This window comes from Micrococcus sp. CH7 (assembly GCF_001595485.1).
Lineage (GTDB): Bacteria > Actinomycetota > Actinomycetes > Actinomycetales > Micrococcaceae > Micrococcus > Micrococcus luteus.
The window spans coordinates 94544-114466 of the sequence record NZ_LOSQ01000007.1; the positions used below are offsets into that span (position 1 = coordinate 94544).

Annotated in this window: 17 protein-coding genes, 2 tRNA genes, 1 other RNA gene and 1 pseudogene; 11 read left to right on the forward strand and 10 right to left on the reverse strand. The window is 73.1% G+C overall.

The window, feature by feature from the left end; genetic code table 11:
* Position 1: 1 nt before the first annotated feature.
* Together AUV08_RS12045 and AUV08_RS12050 are read left to right on the forward strand one after the other, a co-directional pair.
* Positions 2–433: pseudogene (locus tag AUV08_RS12045) on the forward strand (OsmC family protein); the annotation flags it as partial.
* Between the two features lie 168 nt (positions 434–601).
* Complete coding sequence (locus tag AUV08_RS12050; RefSeq protein WP_167754995.1) at positions 602–1075, forward strand: globin; 474 nt, start codon at positions 602–604, stop codon at positions 1073–1075.
* Between the two features lie 40 nt (positions 1076–1115).
* Here AUV08_RS12050 and AUV08_RS03280 read toward each other — a convergent pair whose 3' ends face one another.
* Positions 1116–1826: a hypothetical protein gene (locus tag AUV08_RS03280; RefSeq protein WP_061867775.1), complete on the reverse strand. Its 711-nt coding sequence runs from the start codon at positions 1824–1826 to the stop codon at positions 1116–1118.
* Between the two features lie 78 nt (positions 1827–1904).
* On the opposite strand from AUV08_RS03280, the gene AUV08_RS03285 reads away from it, so the two are divergent.
* On the forward strand, positions 1905–2924 hold the full coding sequence (locus AUV08_RS03285; protein ID WP_036341631.1) for an acyl-CoA thioesterase II: 1020 nt from the start codon (positions 1905–1907) through the stop codon (positions 2922–2924).
* Between the two features lie 186 nt (positions 2925–3110).
* On the opposite strand, the gene ettA is transcribed toward AUV08_RS03285, so the two are convergent.
* Together ettA and AUV08_RS03295 are read right to left on the reverse strand one after the other, a co-directional pair.
* Positions 3111–4793, reverse strand: a complete 1683-nt coding sequence (ettA, locus tag AUV08_RS03290) for an energy-dependent translational throttle protein EttA (RefSeq protein ID WP_036341629.1) — start codon at positions 4791–4793, stop codon at positions 3111–3113.
* A 98-nt stretch (positions 4794–4891) separates the two neighbouring features.
* Entirely contained in the window at positions 4892–5443 is a 552-nt protein-coding gene (locus tag AUV08_RS03295) for a single-stranded DNA-binding protein (RefSeq protein WP_036381125.1), read from the reverse strand.
* Positions 5444–5641: 198 nt separating this feature from the next.
* On the opposite strand from AUV08_RS03295, the gene AUV08_RS03300 reads away from it, so the two are divergent.
* Positions 5642–5715 (forward strand) — tRNA-Arg (locus tag AUV08_RS03300).
* 115 nt (positions 5716–5830) lie between these two features.
* Complete coding sequence (locus AUV08_RS03305) at positions 5831–7276, forward strand: DUF2079 domain-containing protein (RefSeq protein WP_061867776.1); 1446 nt, start codon at positions 5831–5833, stop codon at positions 7274–7276.
* 36 nt (positions 7277–7312) lie between these two features.
* Here AUV08_RS03305 and AUV08_RS03310 read toward each other — a convergent pair whose 3' ends face one another.
* The 3 genes from AUV08_RS03310 to mptB (AUV08_RS03320) are packed head-to-tail and all read right to left on the reverse strand — an operon-like array spanning position 7313 to position 12074.
* Positions 7313–8698, reverse strand: a complete 1386-nt coding sequence (locus AUV08_RS03310; protein ID WP_036316843.1) for a glycosyltransferase family 87 protein — start codon at positions 8696–8698, stop codon at positions 7313–7315.
* Positions 8695–10368 (reverse strand): polyprenol phosphomannose-dependent alpha 1,6 mannosyltransferase MptB, encoded by a 1674-nt coding sequence (gene mptB / locus AUV08_RS03315; RefSeq protein ID WP_230297487.1) that lies wholly within the window; start codon positions 10366–10368, stop codon positions 8695–8697. Before mptB (AUV08_RS03315) ends, AUV08_RS03310 begins: the two co-directional genes overlap by 4 nt.
* 50 nt (positions 10369–10418) lie before the next feature.
* A complete protein-coding gene (gene mptB, locus AUV08_RS03320) occupies positions 10419–12074 on the reverse strand; it encodes a polyprenol phosphomannose-dependent alpha 1,6 mannosyltransferase MptB (protein ID WP_061867779.1) in 1656 nt (551 codons plus the stop codon).
* A 90-nt stretch (positions 12075–12164) separates the two neighbouring features.
* Here mptB (AUV08_RS03320) and orn point away from each other — a divergent pair, with 90 nt between their 5' ends.
* Together orn and AUV08_RS03330 are read left to right on the forward strand one after the other, a co-directional pair.
* On the forward strand, positions 12165–12791 hold the full coding sequence (gene orn, locus AUV08_RS03325; RefSeq protein WP_002857127.1) for an oligoribonuclease: 627 nt from the start codon (positions 12165–12167) through the stop codon (positions 12789–12791).
* A 103-nt stretch (positions 12792–12894) separates the two neighbouring features.
* Positions 12895–12970, forward strand: a tRNA-His gene (locus tag AUV08_RS03330).
* Here AUV08_RS03330 and AUV08_RS11720 read toward each other — a convergent pair.
* Positions 12949–13524, reverse strand: coding sequence for a hypothetical protein (locus tag AUV08_RS11720; protein WP_369814512.1), 576 nt, complete (start codon positions 13522–13524; stop codon positions 12949–12951). The genes AUV08_RS03330 and AUV08_RS11720 overlap by 22 nt on opposite strands.
* Positions 13525–13732: 208 nt before the next feature.
* Here AUV08_RS11720 and AUV08_RS03340 point away from each other — a divergent pair, with 208 nt between their 5' ends.
* A complete protein-coding gene (locus AUV08_RS03340) occupies positions 13733–14038 on the forward strand; it encodes an antibiotic biosynthesis monooxygenase (RefSeq protein ID WP_010078879.1) in 306 nt (101 codons plus the stop codon).
* Here AUV08_RS03340 and AUV08_RS03345 read toward each other — a convergent pair.
* On the reverse strand, positions 13954–15948 hold the full coding sequence (locus AUV08_RS03345) for a heavy metal translocating P-type ATPase (RefSeq protein ID WP_369814513.1): 1995 nt from the start codon (positions 15946–15948) through the stop codon (positions 13954–13956). The two genes, AUV08_RS03340 and AUV08_RS03345, sit on opposite strands and share 85 nt — an antisense overlap.
* Positions 15949–15979: 31 nt before the next feature.
* On the reverse strand, positions 15980–16207 hold the full coding sequence (locus AUV08_RS03350) for a heavy-metal-associated domain-containing protein (RefSeq protein WP_010078881.1): 228 nt from the start codon (positions 16205–16207) through the stop codon (positions 15980–15982).
* Positions 16208–16375: 168 nt separating this feature from the next.
* On the opposite strand from AUV08_RS03350, the gene AUV08_RS03355 reads away from it, so the two are divergent.
* Entirely contained in the window at positions 16376–17071 is a 696-nt protein-coding gene (locus AUV08_RS03355) for a Crp/Fnr family transcriptional regulator (protein ID WP_061867780.1), read from the forward strand.
* A 94-nt stretch (positions 17072–17165) separates the two neighbouring features.
* Positions 17166–17807, forward strand: coding sequence for a peptide deformylase (gene def / locus AUV08_RS03360; protein ID WP_044659107.1), 642 nt, complete (start codon positions 17166–17168; stop codon positions 17805–17807).
* A gap of 82 nt (positions 17808–17889) precedes the next feature.
* Here def and AUV08_RS03365 read toward each other — a convergent pair whose 3' ends face one another.
* The gene (locus AUV08_RS03365) at positions 17890–19335 is read right to left on the reverse strand and encodes a glyceraldehyde-3-phosphate dehydrogenase (protein WP_061873100.1); all 1446 of its coding nucleotides are present in this window, start codon (positions 19333–19335) and stop codon (positions 17890–17892) included.
* Between the two features lie 144 nt (positions 19336–19479).
* On the opposite strand from AUV08_RS03365, the gene rnpB reads away from it, so the two are divergent.
* An RNA gene (gene rnpB / locus AUV08_RS03370) (RNase P RNA component class A) lies at positions 19480–19858 on the forward strand.
* Positions 19859–19923: the final 65 nt, after the last annotated feature.

Genomic DNA, 19923 nt, shown 5'->3' on the forward strand with positions numbered 1-19923 from the left:
CATGAAGCACACCTTCTCCCTGCGCACCGAGTGGACGGGCGACCGCGGCTCGGGCACCTCCGGCGTCCGCGACTACGACCGCTCCGTGGTGATCCAGGACGCCGCCGTCGGCGAGATCCAGGCCTCGGCCGCCCGCCCCTTCCGCGGCGACGACTCGAAGTGGAACCCGGAGACCCTCCTGCTCGGCGCGCTCGCCGAGTGTCACGTGCTCTCGTACCTCCATGTCGCGGCGACCTCCGGGGTCGTGGTCACGGGGATGACGTGCGGGGTCGAGGGCGAGCTCGAGGTGGACGGCGACGGCGCCGGTCGGTTCACCGCGATCACGCTGCGGCCCGAGGTCACGCTGCAGGACGAGGCCGACCGGGAGCGGGCCGAGGCCCTCCACGCCGAGGCGCACCGGCTGTGCTTCATCGCGAACTCGCTCTCGGCCCCGGTCGCCGTCGAGCCGGCCCGCCCCGAGGCCCCGCCCACCGGCACGCCGACGCTGCCGGACCACTCCGCGCGCCTGGGCGCCCCCCTGGCGGTGCTGCGGCCGCGCGTCGCCAAGGGCCCGTCCCGTGTGACGGGCCTGGCGGAGCGGCCCACCGAGGTCGAGCCGGTGATGCACGAGGGCACCCCCGCCCCGGTGGACCAGGTGCGCGCCCGCGACGCCACGGCGGGCCCCGCCGGCGCGACCCCGGCAGCCCCGGCCGCGCCCGGTCAGGCCACCAGCTTCTACGACGCCGTCGGCGGCCGCCCGACGTTCGACCGGTTGACCGCCGAGTTCTACGCCCGCGTGCGTGAGGACGAGATCCTCGCCCCGATGTATCCGCAGGACGACTTCGAGGGCGCCCAGCGTCGGCTGCTCATGTTCCTGGAGCAGTACTGGGGCGGACCGCGGACGTACTCCGAGGAGCGCGGCCACCCCCGCCTGCGCATGCGCCACGCCCCGTACCGGATCGACCCGGCCGCGCGCGACGCATGGCTGCGGCACATGCGCGCCGCCGTCGACACGCTGGGCCTGTCCCCGCTGCACGAGGCCGAACTCTGGGACTATCTGGAGCGGGCCGCCCACTCCCTGCAGAACTCGGCCTGACCGGCCGCCCGGCTGCGATTTCGACGCGCCGGGCGCGGGCTCACACCGCCATGGCGGGGCGGCCCAGCACGAAGCCGCCGGGGGTGTCCAGGCGCGTCCACGGCCCCGCCGTGCTGAGCCGGGCGCGGCCGCCGGGCCGCAGGAAGCCCAGCGCGTGCGCGCCGAAGGCCATGCCGGCCGGGAACTGCAGCGCCTCGCCCCCGAGCAGGGGTCCCCACATCTGCGCCCGGACCCTGCGGACCAGCGCCTCCCCCGGGTTCTCGGGCAGGGCGTCCCGCACGGCGTCGGCGCCGCGCGTGGCCACCTCGGCCAGCTCCTCATCGGCGACCTCGGCCACGGGCGTCCAGCCGCCGCGGGGCGGGGTCAGCGCGGTCCAGGTGAAGTGCTCGCGGCCCGGCGGCACGGCGAATGCCAGGTCGACGGGGTCCTGGCCGCGCATCCGCGCGGTGCGCTCGGTGACGGAGCCCAGGGCGACGACGGCGTCCAGGTCCGCCACGCCGTGGGCGGTCGCCAGGGGCACGGTGCGCAGCCCCAGGACGACGGGCACCCCGTCTCCGAGCCCGGCCGGCTGCAGCACGGAGACCCACTGGGCGAGCATCGGGGTGCGGGAGCGCCCCGCCTCAGGCACGACGTGCAAACGCATGCCCGTGTCGGCGACGCGCCGGGCGCGGCTGGCCAGCTGCTCGAGGTCCCGCACAGCGCGGTCGTCGACGAAGCGGAGGACGGGGGCGGCGGCGGGGTGCTCGGTCATGCAAGCATTGTCCCAGGTCCGTCGCGTCCCGGGCCGCCCCGCCGTCGCGGGTCCATCCATGTCGAAGGAGAGCCGTTCGTGCCGCAGCGCCATCCCCGTCCCCGCCCCGGTCACGCACCGGTCCGCCCGGCCTCGGCCCCGAAGGACCCCACCGAAACGCTGCGGGGGATCCTGGAGCTGACGCCGGCCGCGCCGGACCCGGTGACGGGTCAGGTCCGCTTCACGGGCACGACCCCCCGGCAGACGCACGGCCGGGTGTTCGGCGGCCAGGTGCTCGCCCAGGCGCTGGCGGCCGCCTCCCGCACGGTGCCGGCCGCCCGTTCCGCCCACTCGCTCCACGGCTACTTCATCCGCCCCGGGGACGCGCTGCAGCCCATCACGTTCACCGTCGAGACGCTGCGGGACGGCCGCTCCTTCTCCGTCCGCCGGGTGCTGGCCTCCCAGAACGAGAAGGCCATCCTCGCCCTGACCTGCTCCTTCCAGGAGCCCGCCGGCAGCGCGCTGGACCACCAGGTGGCCATGCCGGAGGGAGTGCCCCGGCCCGAGGACCTGCCCACGACGGCGGACGTGCTGGGCGCCATCAACCACCCCGTGGCCCAGGAGTGGGCCTGGTCCCGGCCGTTCGACATCCGCCATGTCACCCCGGCCATCTATGTGGAGCCGGCCGCGGAGACCGAGAACTGCAACATGGTGTGGATGAAGACCTTCACGCCCCTGGCGGACGACCCCGCGCTGCACCTGGCGGCGCTCACCTACGCCTCGGACTACACGCTCCTCGAGCCGATCCTGCGGCAGCACGGCGTCGCCTGGATCCAGCCCGGCATGTCCGTGGCCTCCCTCGACCACGCGATGTGGTTCCACCGGCCCGCCCGCGTCGACCAGTGGCTGCTCTACGTCCAGGACTCCCCCAGCGCCCAGGGCGCGCGCGGCCTCGGCACGGGCGCCGTGTTCACCGAGGACGGGACGCTCGTGGCCACGGTCGCCCAGGAGGGCATGATCCGCCTGCCCGAGGGGGCCGCCGCCCGGCGGGCACGGGCCCGGGGCGCGGCCCAGCGCATGGCCCTGCGGACGGTGCTGCGCCGCAGCTGGCGGCGCTGACCCGGCGGGTTCGCAGGGGGTGAGACTGCCGATCGGGCCCTGCCATGGGTGAGGCGGCTCGCCGTCCGCGCCGCGCGCACCGTTCGTCGTGGTCGACGTGGACCCCGCCCCGACACGACGACGGCCCGTCGCGATCACGTGATCGCGGCGGGCCGTCGTCGGCGCGGCGCCCGGGGGCGCGTCGGCTCAGTCGCGCGTGAGCTTGCGGTGCGTCATCCGGTGCGGGCGGGCGGCCTCGGGGCCGAGCCGATCGACCTTGTTGGCCTCGTAGGACTCGAAGTTGCCCTCGTACCAGTACCAGTTGGCCGGGTCCTCCGCGGTGCCCTCGTAGGCCAGCATGTGGGTGGCCACGCGGTCCAGGAACCAGCGGTCGTGCGAGACGACGACGGCGCAGCCCGGGAACTCGAGCAGCGCGTTCTCGAGGGAGGTCAGGGTCTCCACGTCGAGGTCGTTGGTGGGCTCGTCGAGGAGCAGCAGGTTGCCGCCCTCCTTGAGGGTCAGGGCCAGGTTCAGGCGGTTGCGCTCACCGCCGGAGAGCACGCCGGCCTTCTTCTGCTGGTCCGGGCCCTTGAAGCCGAACGCGGACACGTAGGCGCGCGAGGGCATCTCGACGTTGCCGACCTTGATGTAGTCCAGGCCGTCCGAGACGACCTCCCACAGCGACTTCTCGGGGTCGATGTTGGAGCGAGACTGGTCCACGTACGAGATCTTCACGGTCTCGCCGATCTTCAGCTCACCGCCGTCCAGGGGCTCGAGGCCGACGATGGTCTTGAACAGGGTGGTCTTGCCGACGCCGTTCGGGCCGATCACGCCGACGATGCCGTTGCGGGGCAGGGAGAAGGACAGGCCGTCGATGAGGACGCGGTCCCCGAAGCCCTTCTTCAGGTCCTTGGCCTCGATCACGACGGTGCCCAGCCGCGGGCCCGGCGGGATCTGGATCTCCTCGAAGTCCAGCTTGCGGGTCTTCTCGGCCTCGGCCGCCATCTCCTCGTAGCGGGCCAGGCGGGCCTTGGACTTCGCCTGACGGCCCTTCGTGTTGGAGCGGACCCAGTCGAGCTCCTCGGCCAGGCGCTTGGCGAGCTTGGCGTCCTTCTTGCCCTGCACCTCGAGGCGGGCACGCTTGGTCTCCAGGTAGGTGGAGTAGTTGCCCTCGTACGGGTAGAGGCGGCCGCGGTCGACCTCCGCGATCCACTCCGCGACGTGGTCGAGGAAGTACCGGTCGTGGGTGACGGCGATGACGGCGCCCGGGTAGGAGGCCAGGTGCTGCTCGAGCCACAGCACGGACTCGGCGTCCAGGTGGTTGGTGGGCTCGTCGAGCAGGAGCAGGTCGGGCTTCTCCAGCAGCAGCTTGCACAGTGCGACGCGCCGCTTCTCGCCGCCGGAGAGGTTCGTGACCGGCTCGTCCCCCGGGGGCGTGCGCAGGGCGTCCATCGCCTGCTCGAGCTGGGAGTCGATGTCCCACGCGTCCGCGGCGTCGATGGCGGACTGCAGCTCGCCCATCTCCTCCATGAGGGCGTCGAAGTCCGCGTCCGGGTTCGCCATCTCCTCGGAGATCTGGTTGTAGCGCTGGATCTTGCCGTAGATCTCGCCGACGCCCTCCTGGACGTTCTCGAGCACCGTCTTGGACTCGTCCAGCTTGGGCTCCTGCATCAGGATGCCCACCGAGTAGCCGGGAGAGAGCCGCGCCTCGCCGTTCGAGGGCTCGTCCAGCCCGGCCATGATCTTCAGGATCGTCGACTTGCCGGCGCCGTTGGGGCCGACCATGCCGATCTTCGCCCCGGGGTAGAACGACATGGTGACGTCGTCCAGGATCAGTTTGTCGCCCACCTTCTTGCGGGCCTTGACCATCGTGTAGATGAATTCCGCCATGCGGCCCAGGCTAGTCGGTGGCCGCGGGATTCCACTCATCGTGCCGATCCCGCGACCACCGAGCCCGCTCCCCCTCCGTGCTCCGTGCCGCCCCGTGGTCAGGCGACGCCGGCCGCCGCCGGCTCGCGCCCGGGGGCGCCCGCGTCCGACTCGTCCGGGCCGGGCGAGGCCGGGGCGTCGCCACCCTGGAACCCGTCCGGCAGGCCCGCGCTGAACCCGTCGCCGACCGCGCCGGCCCGCCCGCCCGACGCGTCGTCGTCGCGCGGGGCCGACTCGGGGCGCGGCACGGCCGCGCGCTGGCTGCGCTGGAACGCCGCCGAGCCGAAGCCCAGGTCCAGCCCGACGGCGTCCGCCACCACGTCCACGGACGTGCCGGAGCGCTCGCCCGAGGACCAGTCGCGGACCCGGAGTCGACCGGTGACGATCACGGGGTTGCCCTTCTTCACGGACTGGGCGGTGTTCGAGCCGAGCTGGCCGAACGCCGAGATGCTGTACCAGTTGGTGTGGGCGTCCACCCACTCAGCGGTCTCGCGGTCGAAGCGCCGCTCGGTGGTGGCCAGGCGGAAGCCGGTCACGGCGGCCCCCGATGCGGTGTGGCGGGTGGCGGGGTCCGTGGCCACGAAGCCGCGCACGGTGATGAGGTCCTGCATGGTGTGCCTCCTGGGCTGGGCCCCGGTGGGCGCCGGGGCGGGTCGTCGGCGCATCGGCTGATCCGCCATGGCCAGACAACCCCACCGCGGGGCACCCCGGCAGGATCGGGGCCGGTCTGGGGACGCGCGGAGGTCCCCGGGCGACTGTGCAGGAGCCGACGGCGCCGCGGCCGGCGGCCGTTAGACTGACACGGCCCAGCCCCAGTAGCTCAGCTGGACAGAGCAGCGGCCTTCTAATCCGCCGGTCGGGGGTTCGAATCCCTCCTGGGGCACCCAGACCAGGGGCGGAGCCGTCCGAGCACGCCCGACGACCGCCCGAAGGAGACCGTCCTGGACCGTCTGCGCTCCTGGCTCCGCGCCCCGCGACCCGCCGTCCCCGAGGTCCGTGTGACCCGTCGCGAGGGCGTCCAGCTGGCCGCCCTGCTCGTCGCGGCCGCGGCCCTGTACGTGACGCACTCCTTCCTCCGGTACGCCACCTACGAGGCCAAGGGCTACGACCTGGGCATCTTCGACCAGGTGGTGCGGCAGTACGCGCTGTTCAACGCCCCCCTCAGCTCCGTCAAGGGCGTGGACTTCCACATCCTCGGCGACCACTTCCACCCGATCCTCGCGCTGCTGGCGCCCTTCTACTGGGTATGGCCGGACCCCCGCATGCTCGGCGTGGTCATGGCGCTGGCCCTCGCCGCGTCCGCCGTGCCGGTGTACCTGTTCGCCCGTCGTCGCGCGGGACACGGGGTGGCCCTGGCCGCCGTCGCCGCCCTGCTGCTCTCCTGGCCCTTCCAGGCGATGGTGAACTGGGACTTCCACGAGGTCACCCTCGGCGTGCCGATCCTCGCCTGGCTCGTGTGGGCCCTGGACGGGCAGCGGGCGTGGCTCGCCACCGGCCTGGCGGCGCTGCTGCTCACGGTCCGAGAGGACATGGGCGTGACCCTGCTGGCCGTGGCCCTGGTGATGGCGATCCGTCGCTTCTGGCCGCAGGCCGCGGTCACCGCCGTGCTGGGCGTGCTCGGCTACTGGTTCGCCACGTCCGTGGTGATCCCCCACTACTCCCCCACCGGCGCGTTCGGCTACTGGCAGTTCACCGCCCTGGGCCCGGACATGCGCAGTTCGGTCCTGTTCCTGCTGACCCAGCCGTGGAACGCCGTCGCGGTGCTGTTCGACCACCCGCTGAAGGTGGCCCTCTGGCTCCTGCACTTCGTCCCGCTGCTGTTCCTGCCGGTCCTGAGCCCGCTCACGCTGATGGCCCTGCCGATCCTGCTCTCGCGGCTGTTCAACGACCGCCTCAACGTGTGGGCCCCCGTGTACCAGTACGACGCGATCCTCGCCCCGCTGCTGCTCATGGCCGCGCTCGAGGCGGCCCACCGGCTGGCCGGACGCCGGGACACGCTGCGCCGGCTGCCCGCCGTCCTCGTCTCCGCGGCACTGGCCGCCGGTCTGATCGGCACCGCGTTCTTCCCGCAGGTGTACCCGCTGCACCGCACGATCGCCGGCGACATGACGATGACGCAGCACGCCCGCGACCTCGACCACGCGGTCGGGCTGATCCCGGACGGGGTGTGCGTCGAGGCCGCCGACAACGCCGTGCCGCACCTGACGGCCCGCACCCACGTCGGGCTGCACGGGGACATCGGCGACGAGCTGGCCACGTGGATGATCGTGGACACCTCGGTGCCCGAGCTCGGCGGCTGGGACCCCCTCACCCCGGAGCAGGCGCTGGCCCGCGCCGAGCGGCTCGGCTTCGAGCGGGTCTGGTCCGCGGGCGACGTCGTCGTCCTGCACCACCCGGACCGCGCGGTCTCGCCCACCTGCACGACGTACCTCGAGCACCGCTGAGCGGAACCCCACGGCGCCGGCGGACCCGCTCCGCCGTCAGCGGCCCGCGGACTCGCCGAGTGGCTGCAGGCCGAGTCCGGCCGGGGGCAGGAGCAGTCGGTCACGGGCACCGGTGAAGACGCCGGCGTGCGGGTCCTCGGCCACCCCCGGGGCGATCTCGGGGGCCCCCTGGTCGAGTGCGGTGCGGCGCACCGGGTCGCGGACGGGGTCCAGGATGTCCTTGACCACCGTGGTCATGAGCCACACGAGGGCGACGATGTGCGCCACGATCCCCGAGGCATACCAGGCGGTGATCCACCAGGCGCCGCCGGCGAACGCCCCGTCGGAGGTGATGCGCGCCGACTCCATCCACACCCCGCCCCAGTGGTAGACCTCCACGGCCTGCCAGATCCAGAACGCGCGCCACCGCGGCGTCGCGAGGACCACGAGCGGGATCAGCCACATCACGAACTGCGGCGAGTACACCTTCCCCCACAGGATGAAGGACGCCACGATCAGGAAGCACAGCTGGGCCATGCGCGGACGGTGCCGCGCCGCGAGGGCGAGGTAGGCGATCCCCACGCAGCACACCAGGAACAGGCCGTTCTGAAGCGTCGTGAACGTCTCCCCGGACCATCCTGTCCAGGCCAGCGCCAGCCAGGTCGAGGAGAAGGAGACCGCGCGGTCCCCCGAGAACGTGTAGAAGCGCGACCACTGGTCGAACGCCGTCAGCATGAACGGGAGGTTCACCGCGAGCCAGGCCGCGGCCCCGGCCAGGGCCGCCTTCACGAACCCGGCCCAGCGGCCCGTGCGCAGCGCCAGCACGAAGATCGCGCCGAAGAAGAACAGCGGGTAGAGCTTCGTGGCGGTGCCGAGCCCGATGAGCAGGCCGGCGAGGGTCGGACGGCCCGCCGTCCACGCCCACAGGGCCAGGGCGGCCAGCATCACGGCCCACAGGTCCCAGTTGAGCATCGAGGTCAGGATGATCCCCGGGGCCAGGGCCACGAGCAGGGCGTCCCGGGAGCGACCGCGCGCGGTGTACGCGGTCGCGACGACCAGCACGATCCAGCACAGCACCACGCCGATCGCGTTCACGTCGAAGTAGGTCACGGTGCGCTCGTGCAGGTCGCCGGAGGCGGGCACGAGCCACATGGTCACACCCGCGACCACGGCCAGCAACGCCGGGTACTCCATCCACTGCTCGGGCGGCAGCGGCGTGTAGAAGGGGAAGTGGCCGTCCGAGAGGCCCCGCGTGGGGAACAGCTGGGCGAAGTCCGAATAGCACATGTGCGCGTGCACGCCGGGGGCCGCCCAGCCGTTCACGCGGCACCACTGCTTGGTCAGCACGCCGACGGCGGCGGCCACCACGGTCAGGCCGACGAGCAGGCCGACCCAGCGGCCGCTCGGACGGGACGGGGCGGGACTGCGGGGGTGGGAGGTCACGGTCTCTCCTGGGGGATGCGGGTGGACGAGGAGGCGGGGTGCGCGGCGGTCGACGGCGGCCCGTCGGGCGGCGCGTCCGGCGGCACGCCCGCCTCCGGAGGCGTCGGCGACGCCGCCGCGGCCCGCGGCTCGACCACCTCCAGGGGAGGACGCCGCCGCCCGGGGAACAGGGGCGCGGTGACGGGATCGCGGTGGATGATCCATCCGATCCCCGCGAGCATCAGGACCAGGGTGAACACGCGGACGGCCAGGACCGGCAGCCACTGCGCCACGGAGAGCTGGTCCACCACGCCGACGCCGGTGAGCAACAGGACCGCGAGCGCGGTGACCCACCCGAGCCAGCGGGGATGGTCGGCGCCCCACGGCAGCGGGCGGAGGGCGCACGCCAGCAGCGGCAGGACCCAGAGCAGGTACCACGGCTGGACGATCGGGGCGGTGGCGACGGCCACCACGAGCACGGCCGCCGCGCTGAACACCGGGTCCAGGGGCCGGCGGCGCAGGGCCAGCCAGGCCGTGAAGCCGAGGGCCGACACCGTCATCGCGGTGTAGAAGGCCGCGGCCACGTCGCGCGCCCCCAGGGGCGTCACGGCTTCGACGACCGCGCCGAGCAGCAGGCCGAGCAGGCCCACGGGGGCATACGGGAACGCCGCGTCCCCGCTCGTGAGCATGGCCGGGACCCAGCCGAACCAGAGGCCGGAGCCGGCGCCGAGGATCGTGAGGACGGCCAGGGAGATCACCGCCGTCGTGAACCACGGGCCGAGCCGGTCCCGCCGGCGCAGGCGCGGATCGGCCGCGCGGAACCGGGCCCAGCCGGTGGGCAGGAGCAGGGCCACGAAGGGCAGCACCAAAGCTGTCAGGGGCTTGATCGCAACGGACAGGGCGATCAGCACGATCCCCCACAGCGCATGCACGCGGCGGCGGGGCGGGCGGACCATGAGCAGGATGCCCGCGAGCATCAGCCCCGACATCAGCGCGTCGTTGTGGGCGCCGGCGATCATGTAGAGCAGGAACAGTGGGTTCGCCACGGCCACCCACGTGGCCCACACCCCGCATCGGCCCGCGACGGCGGCCAGCCGCGGCACCGCCCACAGGCACAGCGCCAGGCCCGCGAGCGCCAGGAGCCGGAACGCCGTGACGGAGAGCTCGATGTTGCCGCCCGTGGCCCGCCACGTCGTCTCGGCGAACAGCAGGAACAGCGGCCCGTAGGGGGACGGGGACTCGGCCCAGATGGAGTCCGCTCCCTGCATGAACCAGCCGGGCAGGGCGGACACGCCCTGGGAATACGGGTCGAGACCCGACGCGAGGAGCCGGCCCTGCTGGAGGTAGGAGAACACATCGCGGGAGAAGATCGGCAGCGCGAGCATCAGCGGGGCGGACCACCACCAGGCGGCCCGGGCCACCAGGCGGCCGTGCTCCTCCCAGCGGCCCCGCAGCGCGCGCCCCAGCTCGAGCCAGGATCGGACGAGGAGCAGCGAGCCGGCGGCCAGCAGCACGGTGCTGAGCAGCACGCCGGGAAGGTAGACCCGCAGCGGGTTGAGCAGGGTGGTGCCGGAGAACACCGAGTCGGGCGTCATCGGCAGCCACCCCACGCCCCAGGAGCCCACCGTGATGAGCACGGACGCCCACGTGCCCCGGCGGACGGCCGCCTCCGGCTCGGGCTGCGCCGTCACGCGGCTCGGACGGGGCCCTCGGGCGCCGGTCGTCGCGGAGGCGGCGGGCCTCACTCCGCCGGCTCCGCGGGTCGAGGGGCGCCACGGAGCCGGGCCAGGCCGGCGCGTACGGCGGGGCGCACGTGCCAGTGGTCCTTCACGAACCGGCTGGTGCGGCGGTCCACGACGAGGATCCACAGCAGACACACGGCGGAGACGATCAGGGACACGGCCTTGACCTGGTCCGCGATGTCCAGGAACTGCCAGGTGAAGAGCTGGTCCGCGGCGCCGAACGCCAGGAAGTAGCCGACCGTGAACACGACCCACTTGATCTGCCAGTTGTCCCGGATGCCGAGCACGGCGAAGAACGGCAGCAGCCACAGCAGGTACCAGGGCTGGATGATGGGCGAGAGGATCACCAGCGCGGTGAACGCCCAGGTCATGCGCGTCATCACGCGGTCCTGGCGGCCGAGGAACATCAGGGCCAGCACGATGAGCACCGAGAGCGCGCGTCCGGCGGTCTTGTACACGCCCTCGACGGCCTGCACGTCCGCCCCCTGTCCGAAGAGCTCGCTCGCCCCCACCGTGATGAGGGACAGCATGCCGATCGGCCCCCACGGCACGGTGCCCGTGCCCGTGCCGACCATGACGGCCACCCAGCCGAAGCCGAAGCCGTTGAGCACCCCCACCAGGGCCATGAGGCCGAAGGAGATCCCGGCGGTGAGGGCCCAGAAGGCGAACCGGCGCGGCCATCGGGCCGTCGGGCCGGCCCACAGCAGGCCGATGAACGGGAGCAGCACGAGCGTGATGGGCTTGATGCCCAGGGACAGGGTGACCAGCACGACGCCGGCCACCCCCCACGCGACGGACTGCCCGGGCCGCTGGGGGCGGAGCGGATGCCCGGCGCGCAGCGCGCACCACGTGCCGGCCAGGGCGAGGCCGACCATGAGGGCGTCGTTGTGCCCGGACGCGACGAAGCTGATGGTGAAGAGCGGGTTGGCGACGCTGATCCACTGCGCCCACGCACCGTTGACGCCCAGCCGGCGGGCCAGCAACGGCACGAAGACCATGATCAGCGCGACGCCGGCCACCGCCACCAGGCGGAACAGGAAGATCGCCAGGTCCGGGTTCATGTCCCCCGAGATCGCGACGACGGCCTGCTCGATCCAGAGGAAGATCGGACCGTACGGGGTCTCGGAGTCCGCCCAGGTGGCGTCCGCTCCGAGCTGGAACCAGTTGGACAGCGAGGAGATCGTGTCCACGTAGGGGTCCTGCCCCGCCTCCATGAGACGGCCCTGTCCCACGTAGGCGAAGATGTCCCGGCTGAAGATCGGCAGGGCCACGACCTGGGGCAGGCACCACAGGACGGTGGCGAGGTTGACCGTGCGCAGGGCGCCGCGACCGAAGGGGCGGATCGTCTGGCCCAGGCGCAGCCAGGCCCAGAACATCACCCAGCAGCCGAGGGTGAGGAGCGCTGTGCCGGCGAGCACGCCGGTCTCCTGGGTGCGCCACGGGATCAGCCACTGCCAGCGGTTGATCGGGGAGGCCGAGGCCAGCCAGCCGACGGAGTACGAGCCCACCACCAGGAGGAGGGAGCCGAGGGTCCCCACCAGGATGGGCCACCAGTCCGCGCCGGCGACCTGGGGGTCCGCGCGGAGGCCGCCGACGCCGACGTACTCCGGCCGGTGGGCCGTGGACCCGGACGGACGCGGGGTCGACACGCTCATGCGACGGGTCCTTCCGTGCGGTCCTGCGAGGGCGCGCGAGGGCGCGGCTCGCTCGAATCTACCATCGTGACACGCGAGTAGCCTGGGGGCATGAGCGAGACGAGCACCCCCGCGCCGGAGAGCGCCCCCCTGGTCTGGATCGACTGCGAGATGACCGGCCTGCACCCCCAGGTCGACGAGCTCGTCGAGGTGGCGGTGCTCATCACGGACGCCGAGCTGAACATCCTGGACGAGGGCATCGACCTGGTGATCCGTCCCTCCGCGGCGGCCCTCGAGCAGATGGACCCGTTCGTCCGGGACATGCACACCACCTCCGGCCTGCTGCCGGAGCTGGCGGAGGGCCTCGAGCTCGACGACGCCGCAGCGCGCGTCCTCGAGTACATCGCGGCCCGCGTGCCGGCCGGCAAGGGCCTGCTGGCCGGCAACACGGTGGGCCAGGACAAGCTGTTCCTCGCCCGCTACATGCCCGCCGTCGTCGACCATCTGCACTACCGGATCGTGGACGTGTCCACCGTGAAGGAGCTGGCCCGGCGCTGGTACCCGCGCGCCTACTACCAGGCCCCCGCCAAGACCGGGGGCCACCGCGCTCTCGGGGACATCAAGGACTCCATCACCGAGCTGCGCTACTACCGGGCCGCCGTCATGGCCCCCGCCCCCGGCCCCACCACGGAGGAGGCCCGCGCCATTGCGGAGGTGGTGTCCGGGGCGCAGGCCTGAGCCGTCACCCCCGGCCTCGCCGCCCCGATTCGGCGCTGCGCGGGATCTCGTGTACTGTGGACCCCGCTGCGCCGCGCGGATCCGTCCGTGTGAGGCAGGCATGGTGGGCGTAGCTCAGTCGGCAGAGCGTCTGGTTGTGGTCCAGAAGGTCGCGGGTTCAATCCCCGTCGCTCACCCCACTCGAAGCCCCCGGAATCCTTACTGGTTCCGGGGGCTTCTTCGTGTGCTCCCCGAGCGGGCCGCGCTCCCCCTGCGCCCGCAGCTGCGGGATCGTGGTGCCAGCCGAGTCCCGCGTGGCCGCGGCGAGCGAGTCGGCCGCCGGACCGGTGAGGCCGGCGTCGTCCAGGGCCGCGGGCAGCGTGGCGGCGAGGGCGATGGACAGGGTGGCCCCGGCGAACGCGGTGCCCAGCGCTGAGCCGATCTGCCGGACCGTGCTCTGCGTCGCGGCGCCCTGACCCGAGATCTGCACGGGGATGTCCTGGAGCACCATGTCCGTCAGCTGCGCCGAGGCCAGGCCGAGCCCGAGGCCGTACACGACGAGGGGCACGGCGACGAGCCAACCCGAGGTGTCCGGGCCCAGGAGCAGGGCGAGCGCCACGACCCCGGCCACCTCCAGGCCCAGCCCGATCAGCACGGTGCCCGGGGCGCCGAACCGGGCCGCCAGGTGACGGGCCGCGGCGTCCGAGAGGAACGCGCCTGCGGCCATCGCGGCCAGGACCAGGCCCGCCCCCATCACGTCCAGGCCGAGCGGCGCACCTTCTCGCGGTGTCGCTCCAACCCTTCGAACAGCGCGAGGGCGAGCGCCGCGACCGCGAGCGCGACGGGGACGACGCCGCCGGGCATCAACCGCTCGACGGATCCCCGGTCCGCTGCCGGGCGTAGAGTCGGCCGGTGAGGGCGTCGACCCGACGCCGCACCCCCGCCGACGAGGAGGCCAGCCCATGTCCGTCGTGAAGATCAACGCCATCAGCGTCCCCGAGGGCGCCGGCCCGGAACTCGAGAAGAGGTTCGCCGCCCGCAAGCACGCGGTGGACCAGGAGCCGGGCTTCGAGGGCTTCCAGCTGCTCCGGCCCACCGCGGGCGAGGACCGCTACTTCGTGGTCACGACGTGGGCGTCGGAGGAGGACTTCCAGCGCTGGCGGGACGGGCGCATGCCCGCCGCTCACGCCGCCGAGCAGGGCGGCCGCCCGGCGCCGGTCGCCACGGGCGCCGACCTGCTCGAGTTCGAGGTCGTGGACCTGGGCTGACCCGGGCGCCGCAGCAGGCGCATCGCGTTCACGATGACCAGCAGCACGGACGCCTCGTGCACGAGCATGCCGACGGCCATCGTGACGCCGCCGGCGAAGACGCCGGCCAGCAGGGCCACGACGGTCACGAGGGAGATCGCGATGTTCTGCCGCATCACCCGCACCGTGCGCCGGGCCAGATCGAGCGCCTGCGGCAGCCGCTCGAGCCGGTCGCCCATCAGGGCGATGTCCGCGGTCTCGATGGCCACGCCGGAGCCGGCCGCGCCCATGGCCACGCCGATGTCCGCCGTCGCCAAGGCCGGGGCGTCGTTGACACCGTCACCGACCATCGCGACGACGCGGCCCTCGGCCTGCAGGGCCTCGATCGCCTCGAGCTTGTCCTGGGGCAGCAGGCCCGCCCGCACGTGGTCGACGCCCACCTGCCGGGCCACGGCCTGCGCGACGCCGGGCTGGTCGCCGGTCAGCATCACGACCTCGCGGACGCCGATCCCGTGCAGCGCCCGGATCATGCCCGCGGCCTCGGGCCGGAGGGTGTCTGCGATGGCGAGGACGCCGAGCGGGATGCCGTCGACGACGACCGCCGCCGGGGTCCGGCCCGCCTCCGCGAGCTCGGCCGCGACGGTCTCGACCCGGTCGGTCGCGGCCGGATCCACGCCGCGCTCGCGCAGCATCGCCACGTTGCCCACGGCGACGACGCGGCCGTCCACCTCTCCGGTGAGCCCGCGGCCGAGGACGACGTCCACATCCGTGGCCAGCGGGCCGTCCAGCAGGCCGCGGTCCCGGCCCGCCGCGACGACCGGCGCGGCCAGCGGGTGGTCCGAGGCCGCCTCGAGCCGTGCGGCCCAGCGCAGCACCTCGTCCTCGGCCCCGGGCTCGAACGCGACGACGTCTGTCAGCTCGGGGGTGCCCGACGTGAGGGTGCCGGTCTTGTCGACGGCGACGGCGTCGACCTTCGCGGAGCGCTCAAGGAACTCCCCTCCCTTGATGAGCACGCCGTCCTTGGCGCCGCGGCCGATCCCTGCCACGATCGCGACCGGGATGGAGATCACGAGGGCGCCCGGGCAGCCGATGACCAGCAGGGTCAGGGCCAGGGGGACGTCCCGCGTGATCAGGCCTGTCGCGAAGGCCAGCACCATGATCGCCGGGGTGTACCAGCGGGAGAAGCGGTCCATGAACTGCTGGGTCCGCGCACGGGCCTCCTGCGCCGCCTCGACGCGGTGGATGATGCGCGCCAGCGTGGTGTCGGCGCCGACGCCCCGGGCCTGCACCTGCAGCAGGCCGGCCGTGGCGACGGTGCCCGCGTACATGGCGTCACCGTCGGTCTTCTCCGCCGGGATGGACTCGCCCGTGATGGATGCCTCGTCCACGGCGCCGACCCCGGTGAGCACCACGCCGTCCACCGGCACCCGAGCGCCGGCCTTGACGAGGACGGTCGCGCCGGGGGCCACCTCGTGGGCAGGCACGGTGCGCTGGGTCCCGTCTGCGTCCACGACGACGGCGGTCTCGGGCGCCGTGGAGACGAGGTCCGCGAGCGCCGAGCGAGTCTGAGACAGGGTCGCGTCCTCGAGGGCGTGGCCGAGGGCGAAGAGGAAGGTCACGGCGGCGGCCTCCCAGAAATTGCCGAGCAGTGACGCGCCGATCGCGGCGGTGGCGACGAGCAGGTCGATGCCGACGGTCTTCACCCGCAGGGCGGCGATCGCGTCGCGCGCGATCGGCAGGCCGGCCACGACGGCGGCGGCGAGCATCAGGCCCGCCGCCACGAGGTGTCCGGTCCCGTGGGCCAGCTGCTCGGGCGCCAGCACGAGCGAGACGGCGATCAGCAGGCCGGCCACCACGGGGCGCCGCCAGCGGCGGGACAACGTGAACCGGGCACGAGGGCGGCCCGGACGTGTGACGGCGGGGGTGGACATGGCGGACTCCGTTCGTCGGGGGAGGGCGGGGTCAGAAGGCCGACGGCCGGGCGGTGTAGCCGACCTTGGCGACGGCCTCGACGAGGTCCTGGGCAGTGGTGGTCTGCGGGTCGTGGTCGACCTCGATGCGCTGGGTCTCGAAGTGGACCTGCGCGCCGGTCACGCCGGGCAGGGCGTCGAGGGCCTTCTCGATCTTCCGGACGCACGAGGGGCAGCTGAAGCCCTCGGCGCGGAGCAGGGTGTGCGTGGTGGCGGTCATGGTCACTCCTGTGGGTCGTCACCGGCGCGGCCGCCGATGAGGCTGAGCGGACGGGCGGGTGCCCGGTCCGATCCCCGGCCTCCGGGGATGTCACTGACGCTACGAAGGGGACGGCGGGCCCGCCTTGACCGCGGTCAAGCCGCCGTGTGGGAGGCTGATGGCGTGCGTATGGACCTGCCCCTCGCCCCCATGGACGAACCAGAGCCGTGCGCGGCCCGGGTCCCGCTGTTCACCGGGCTGGATCTGGAGCAGCTGCGCCGGGTCTCCGCCCTGGCGCGGCCGCTCGTGCTCGAGGCCGGCGATGCCCTGCACCTGGCCGGTGACCGCACGGACCGCCTGTGCGTCGTGCACAGCGGCCGCCTGGCGCTGACGCTCGGCTCAGCGACCGGCCGGGAACGCGTGGTGCGGATGGTCGAGCCCGGGGACTCCGTGGGCGAGCACGAGTTCCTCACGGGCGAGCCGGCCCGGCACGGGGCGCGCGCCGTGGCCGCGACCCGCCTGTGCACCTTCTCCCACGCCGAGGTCGCCCGACTCCTGGCCCAGCATCCGGGCATCGGGGGACGCGTGATGCGGACGCTGGCCGTCCGCCTGGCCGAGGCGGAACAACGGCTGGCCCGGGAGCATCAGCCTGTCACCGCACGGATCGCCGGACATCTGCTCGGCCTGCCGGCCCTCCGGGACGAGGCCGACCTCGTCGTGGTGCTGGCCGCGCCGAAGAAGGACGTCGCCTCGCTGCTGGGCACCACCCCCGAGGCGTTCAGCCGCGGGCTGCGCCGCCTCGCCGACGACGGCCTGATCGCCATGGCGGGCCCGCGGGTGACGCTGCTGGACCCGGATGCGCTGGAGGCCCTCGCCGCGGAATGACGGCCGTCGTCGTGGTGTCCCCGGCGGTAGGCTGGGGACTCCCCCGTCCCCCCACCCACGCAGGCCCGCAGCCCGGGCCGGGAAGCGCAGTGCCATGGCCTCCATCCGTCCCATCACCGTCTACGGCGAGCCCGTGCTGCACCGGCGCGCGGCCGAGGTGGAGGTGATCGACGACGAGATCCGCGAGCTGATCGAGGACATGTACGTCACGCAGGACGCCGCGCACGGCGTGGGCCTGGCCGCCCCGCAGGTCGGGGTCGGGCTGCGGATCTTCACGTGGACGTTCCCGGACTCCGGCGACGCGCCGAACGTGGGCCACGTGATCAACCCGGTGCTGACGCACCTGGACAAGGCGCCGCGGGAGGAGCCTCACCCGGACGAGCACACCGAGGGCTGCCTCTCGGTGCCCGGGCTCGGCTTCCCCCTGCAGCGCCCGACCCGCGTGCGCCTGTCCGGCCAGCGCGTGGACGGCGAGATGTTCGAGTTCGAGGCCGAGGGCTGGTTCGCGCGCATCATGCAGCACGAGTACGACCACCTCAACGGCACCCTCTACGTGAACCGGCTCGAGGGCAAATGGCAGCGGCGCTGGAAGCGCGCGCAGCGGGCCGAGCGTCTGAACGTGCCCGGTGTGACGTGGCTGCCCGGCACGGACGAGGACCCCTTCGGCCACGACGCCGACGACCACGAAGACCACGAGCACGGCCCCGACGGCGACCACGGGGACGACGAGGCCTGAGCCTCGGCTCCACGTCCGACCCGGTCGGCACACGACGACGGCCCGTCCCCTCCGCGGGGACGGGCCATCGGTCATCGGCGGGTCAGGCCTGCGGGAAGGCGGGGACCTGCTGGCCCGCCATCTTCTCCACCACGCGGATCACCTGGTGCGAGTAGCCGTACTCGTTGTCGTACCAGACGTAGAGGATCGCGTTCTTGCCGTCGTTGTTCACGAGGGTCGCCAGGCCGTCCACGACGCCGGCGCGGTCCGAGCCGACGAAGTCGGTGGACACGACCTCCGGGGAGTCCACGTAGCCGACCTGGCCGCGCAGGGGGCCGGTGAGGGACTCCTGCTTCAGGCGGGCGTTCAGCTCCTCCACCGAGGTGGGCTTGGTCAGCTCGAGATTCAGGATGGCCATGGACACGTCCGGGGTGGGGACGCGGATGGCGTTGCCGGAGAGCTTGCCCTTGAGCTCGGGCAGGGCCTTGGCCACGGCCTTGGCGGCACCGGTCTCGGTGAGCACCATGTTCATGCCGGCGGCACGGCCACGACGGGCGCCCTTGTGGAAGTTGTCCACGAGGTTCTGGTCATTGGTGTAGGCGTGCACGGTCTCCACGTGGCCGTGGTCGATGCCGTAGTCGTCCTGGATGACCTTGAGCACCGGGGTGATCCCGTTGGTGGTGCAGGAGGCCGCCGAGATGATGGTGTCCTGGGGCGTGATGTCGTCCGAGTTCACGCCGTACACGATGTTCTTCATCTCGCCCTTGCCCGGGGCGGTCAGCAGGACCTTCGCGGCGCCCTTGGCCTGCAGGTGCTGGGACAGACCCTCGTCGTCGCGCCAGCGTCCGGTGTTGTCGACGACCAGCGCGTCCTTGATGCCGTAGGAGGTGTAGTCCACCGTGGTCGGGTCGTTCGAGTAGATGACCTGGATCTCAGTGCCGTTGGCGGTGATCACGTCGCGGTCCTCGTCCACCACGATCGTCCCGTCGAACGGGCCGTGGATCGAGTCGCGGCGCAGCAGGGAGGCGCGCTTGATCAGGTCGTCCTCCGAGTTCTTGCGCACGACGACGGCACGCAGGCGCAGCTTGGAGCCACCGCCGGCGTGGTCGAGGAGGATGCGGGCCAGCAGGCGGCCGATGCGACCGAAGCCGTAGAGCACGACGTCCTGGGTCTCGCCCAGGCCCTCACCGGCCTTGCCCTTGACCTCGGCGAGCTCGGCGTCCAGGAAGGCCTGGACGTCCTGGCCCGAGGCCTTCTGCTTGGCGGCCAGCTCGGCCAGGTCGATGGTGGCGGCGCCCAGGTCCATCGCAGCCATGGCCTCGACCAGCGGGTAGGTGGACTCGACGCTCAGCGGAGCCTGCTGCACGCGGCGGGCGTAGCGGTGGGCCTTGATGATGTCGATCACGCCGCGGTTCACGAGGGAGCGCCCGTAGATCGAGGTGACCACGTTGTGCTCGCGGTACAGGGTGCCCAGCAGGGGGACCATCTTCTCCGCGAGCTTCTGCTGCGTGTTCCACTCGGGGGTCTGGGTCGAGGCGGTGTCTGCCACGGGAGTCCTTCCTTGAAACCTGGCGGGGCCGTCCTGGGCAGGCCCCATCCCCCGACCTCGTTGTCGGCGGGCGCCTCCATTCTAGGCGAGGACGCGTCCGCAGCGGCCCCGCGGCCTCGGCGGGGCGTAGACTGGTCGGTCGGGACGGATCGGCGGACGGCCGCGTGCCCCTGCGGGGGTGCGAGGAAAGTCCGGGCACCGCAGAGCAGGATGGTGGACAACATCCACCCGGGGCGACCCGCGGGCCAGTGCCACAGAGAGAAGACCGCCTCCGCGCCGTGTGCGCGGCGGTAAGGGTGAAAGGGTGGTGTAAGAGACCACCAGCGGCCCCGGTGACGGGGCCGGCTCGGTAAACCCCATCCGGTGCAAGGCCGAACAGGACGCGTCACGAGGGCTGCTCGCCCCAGCGTCCGGGTTGGCCGCTCGAGCCCGTCAGCGATGGCGGGCCCAGATGGATGGCCGTCACCTCGCGCGGGGCAACGCGCGCGAGGCACAGAACCCGGCTTACAGCCGGTCCGTCCCCTCGCCCACCTCGTGGGCCCCGCATGATCCCGCCGTTTCTGGCGGGATCATGCGCGTTTCGGGGCC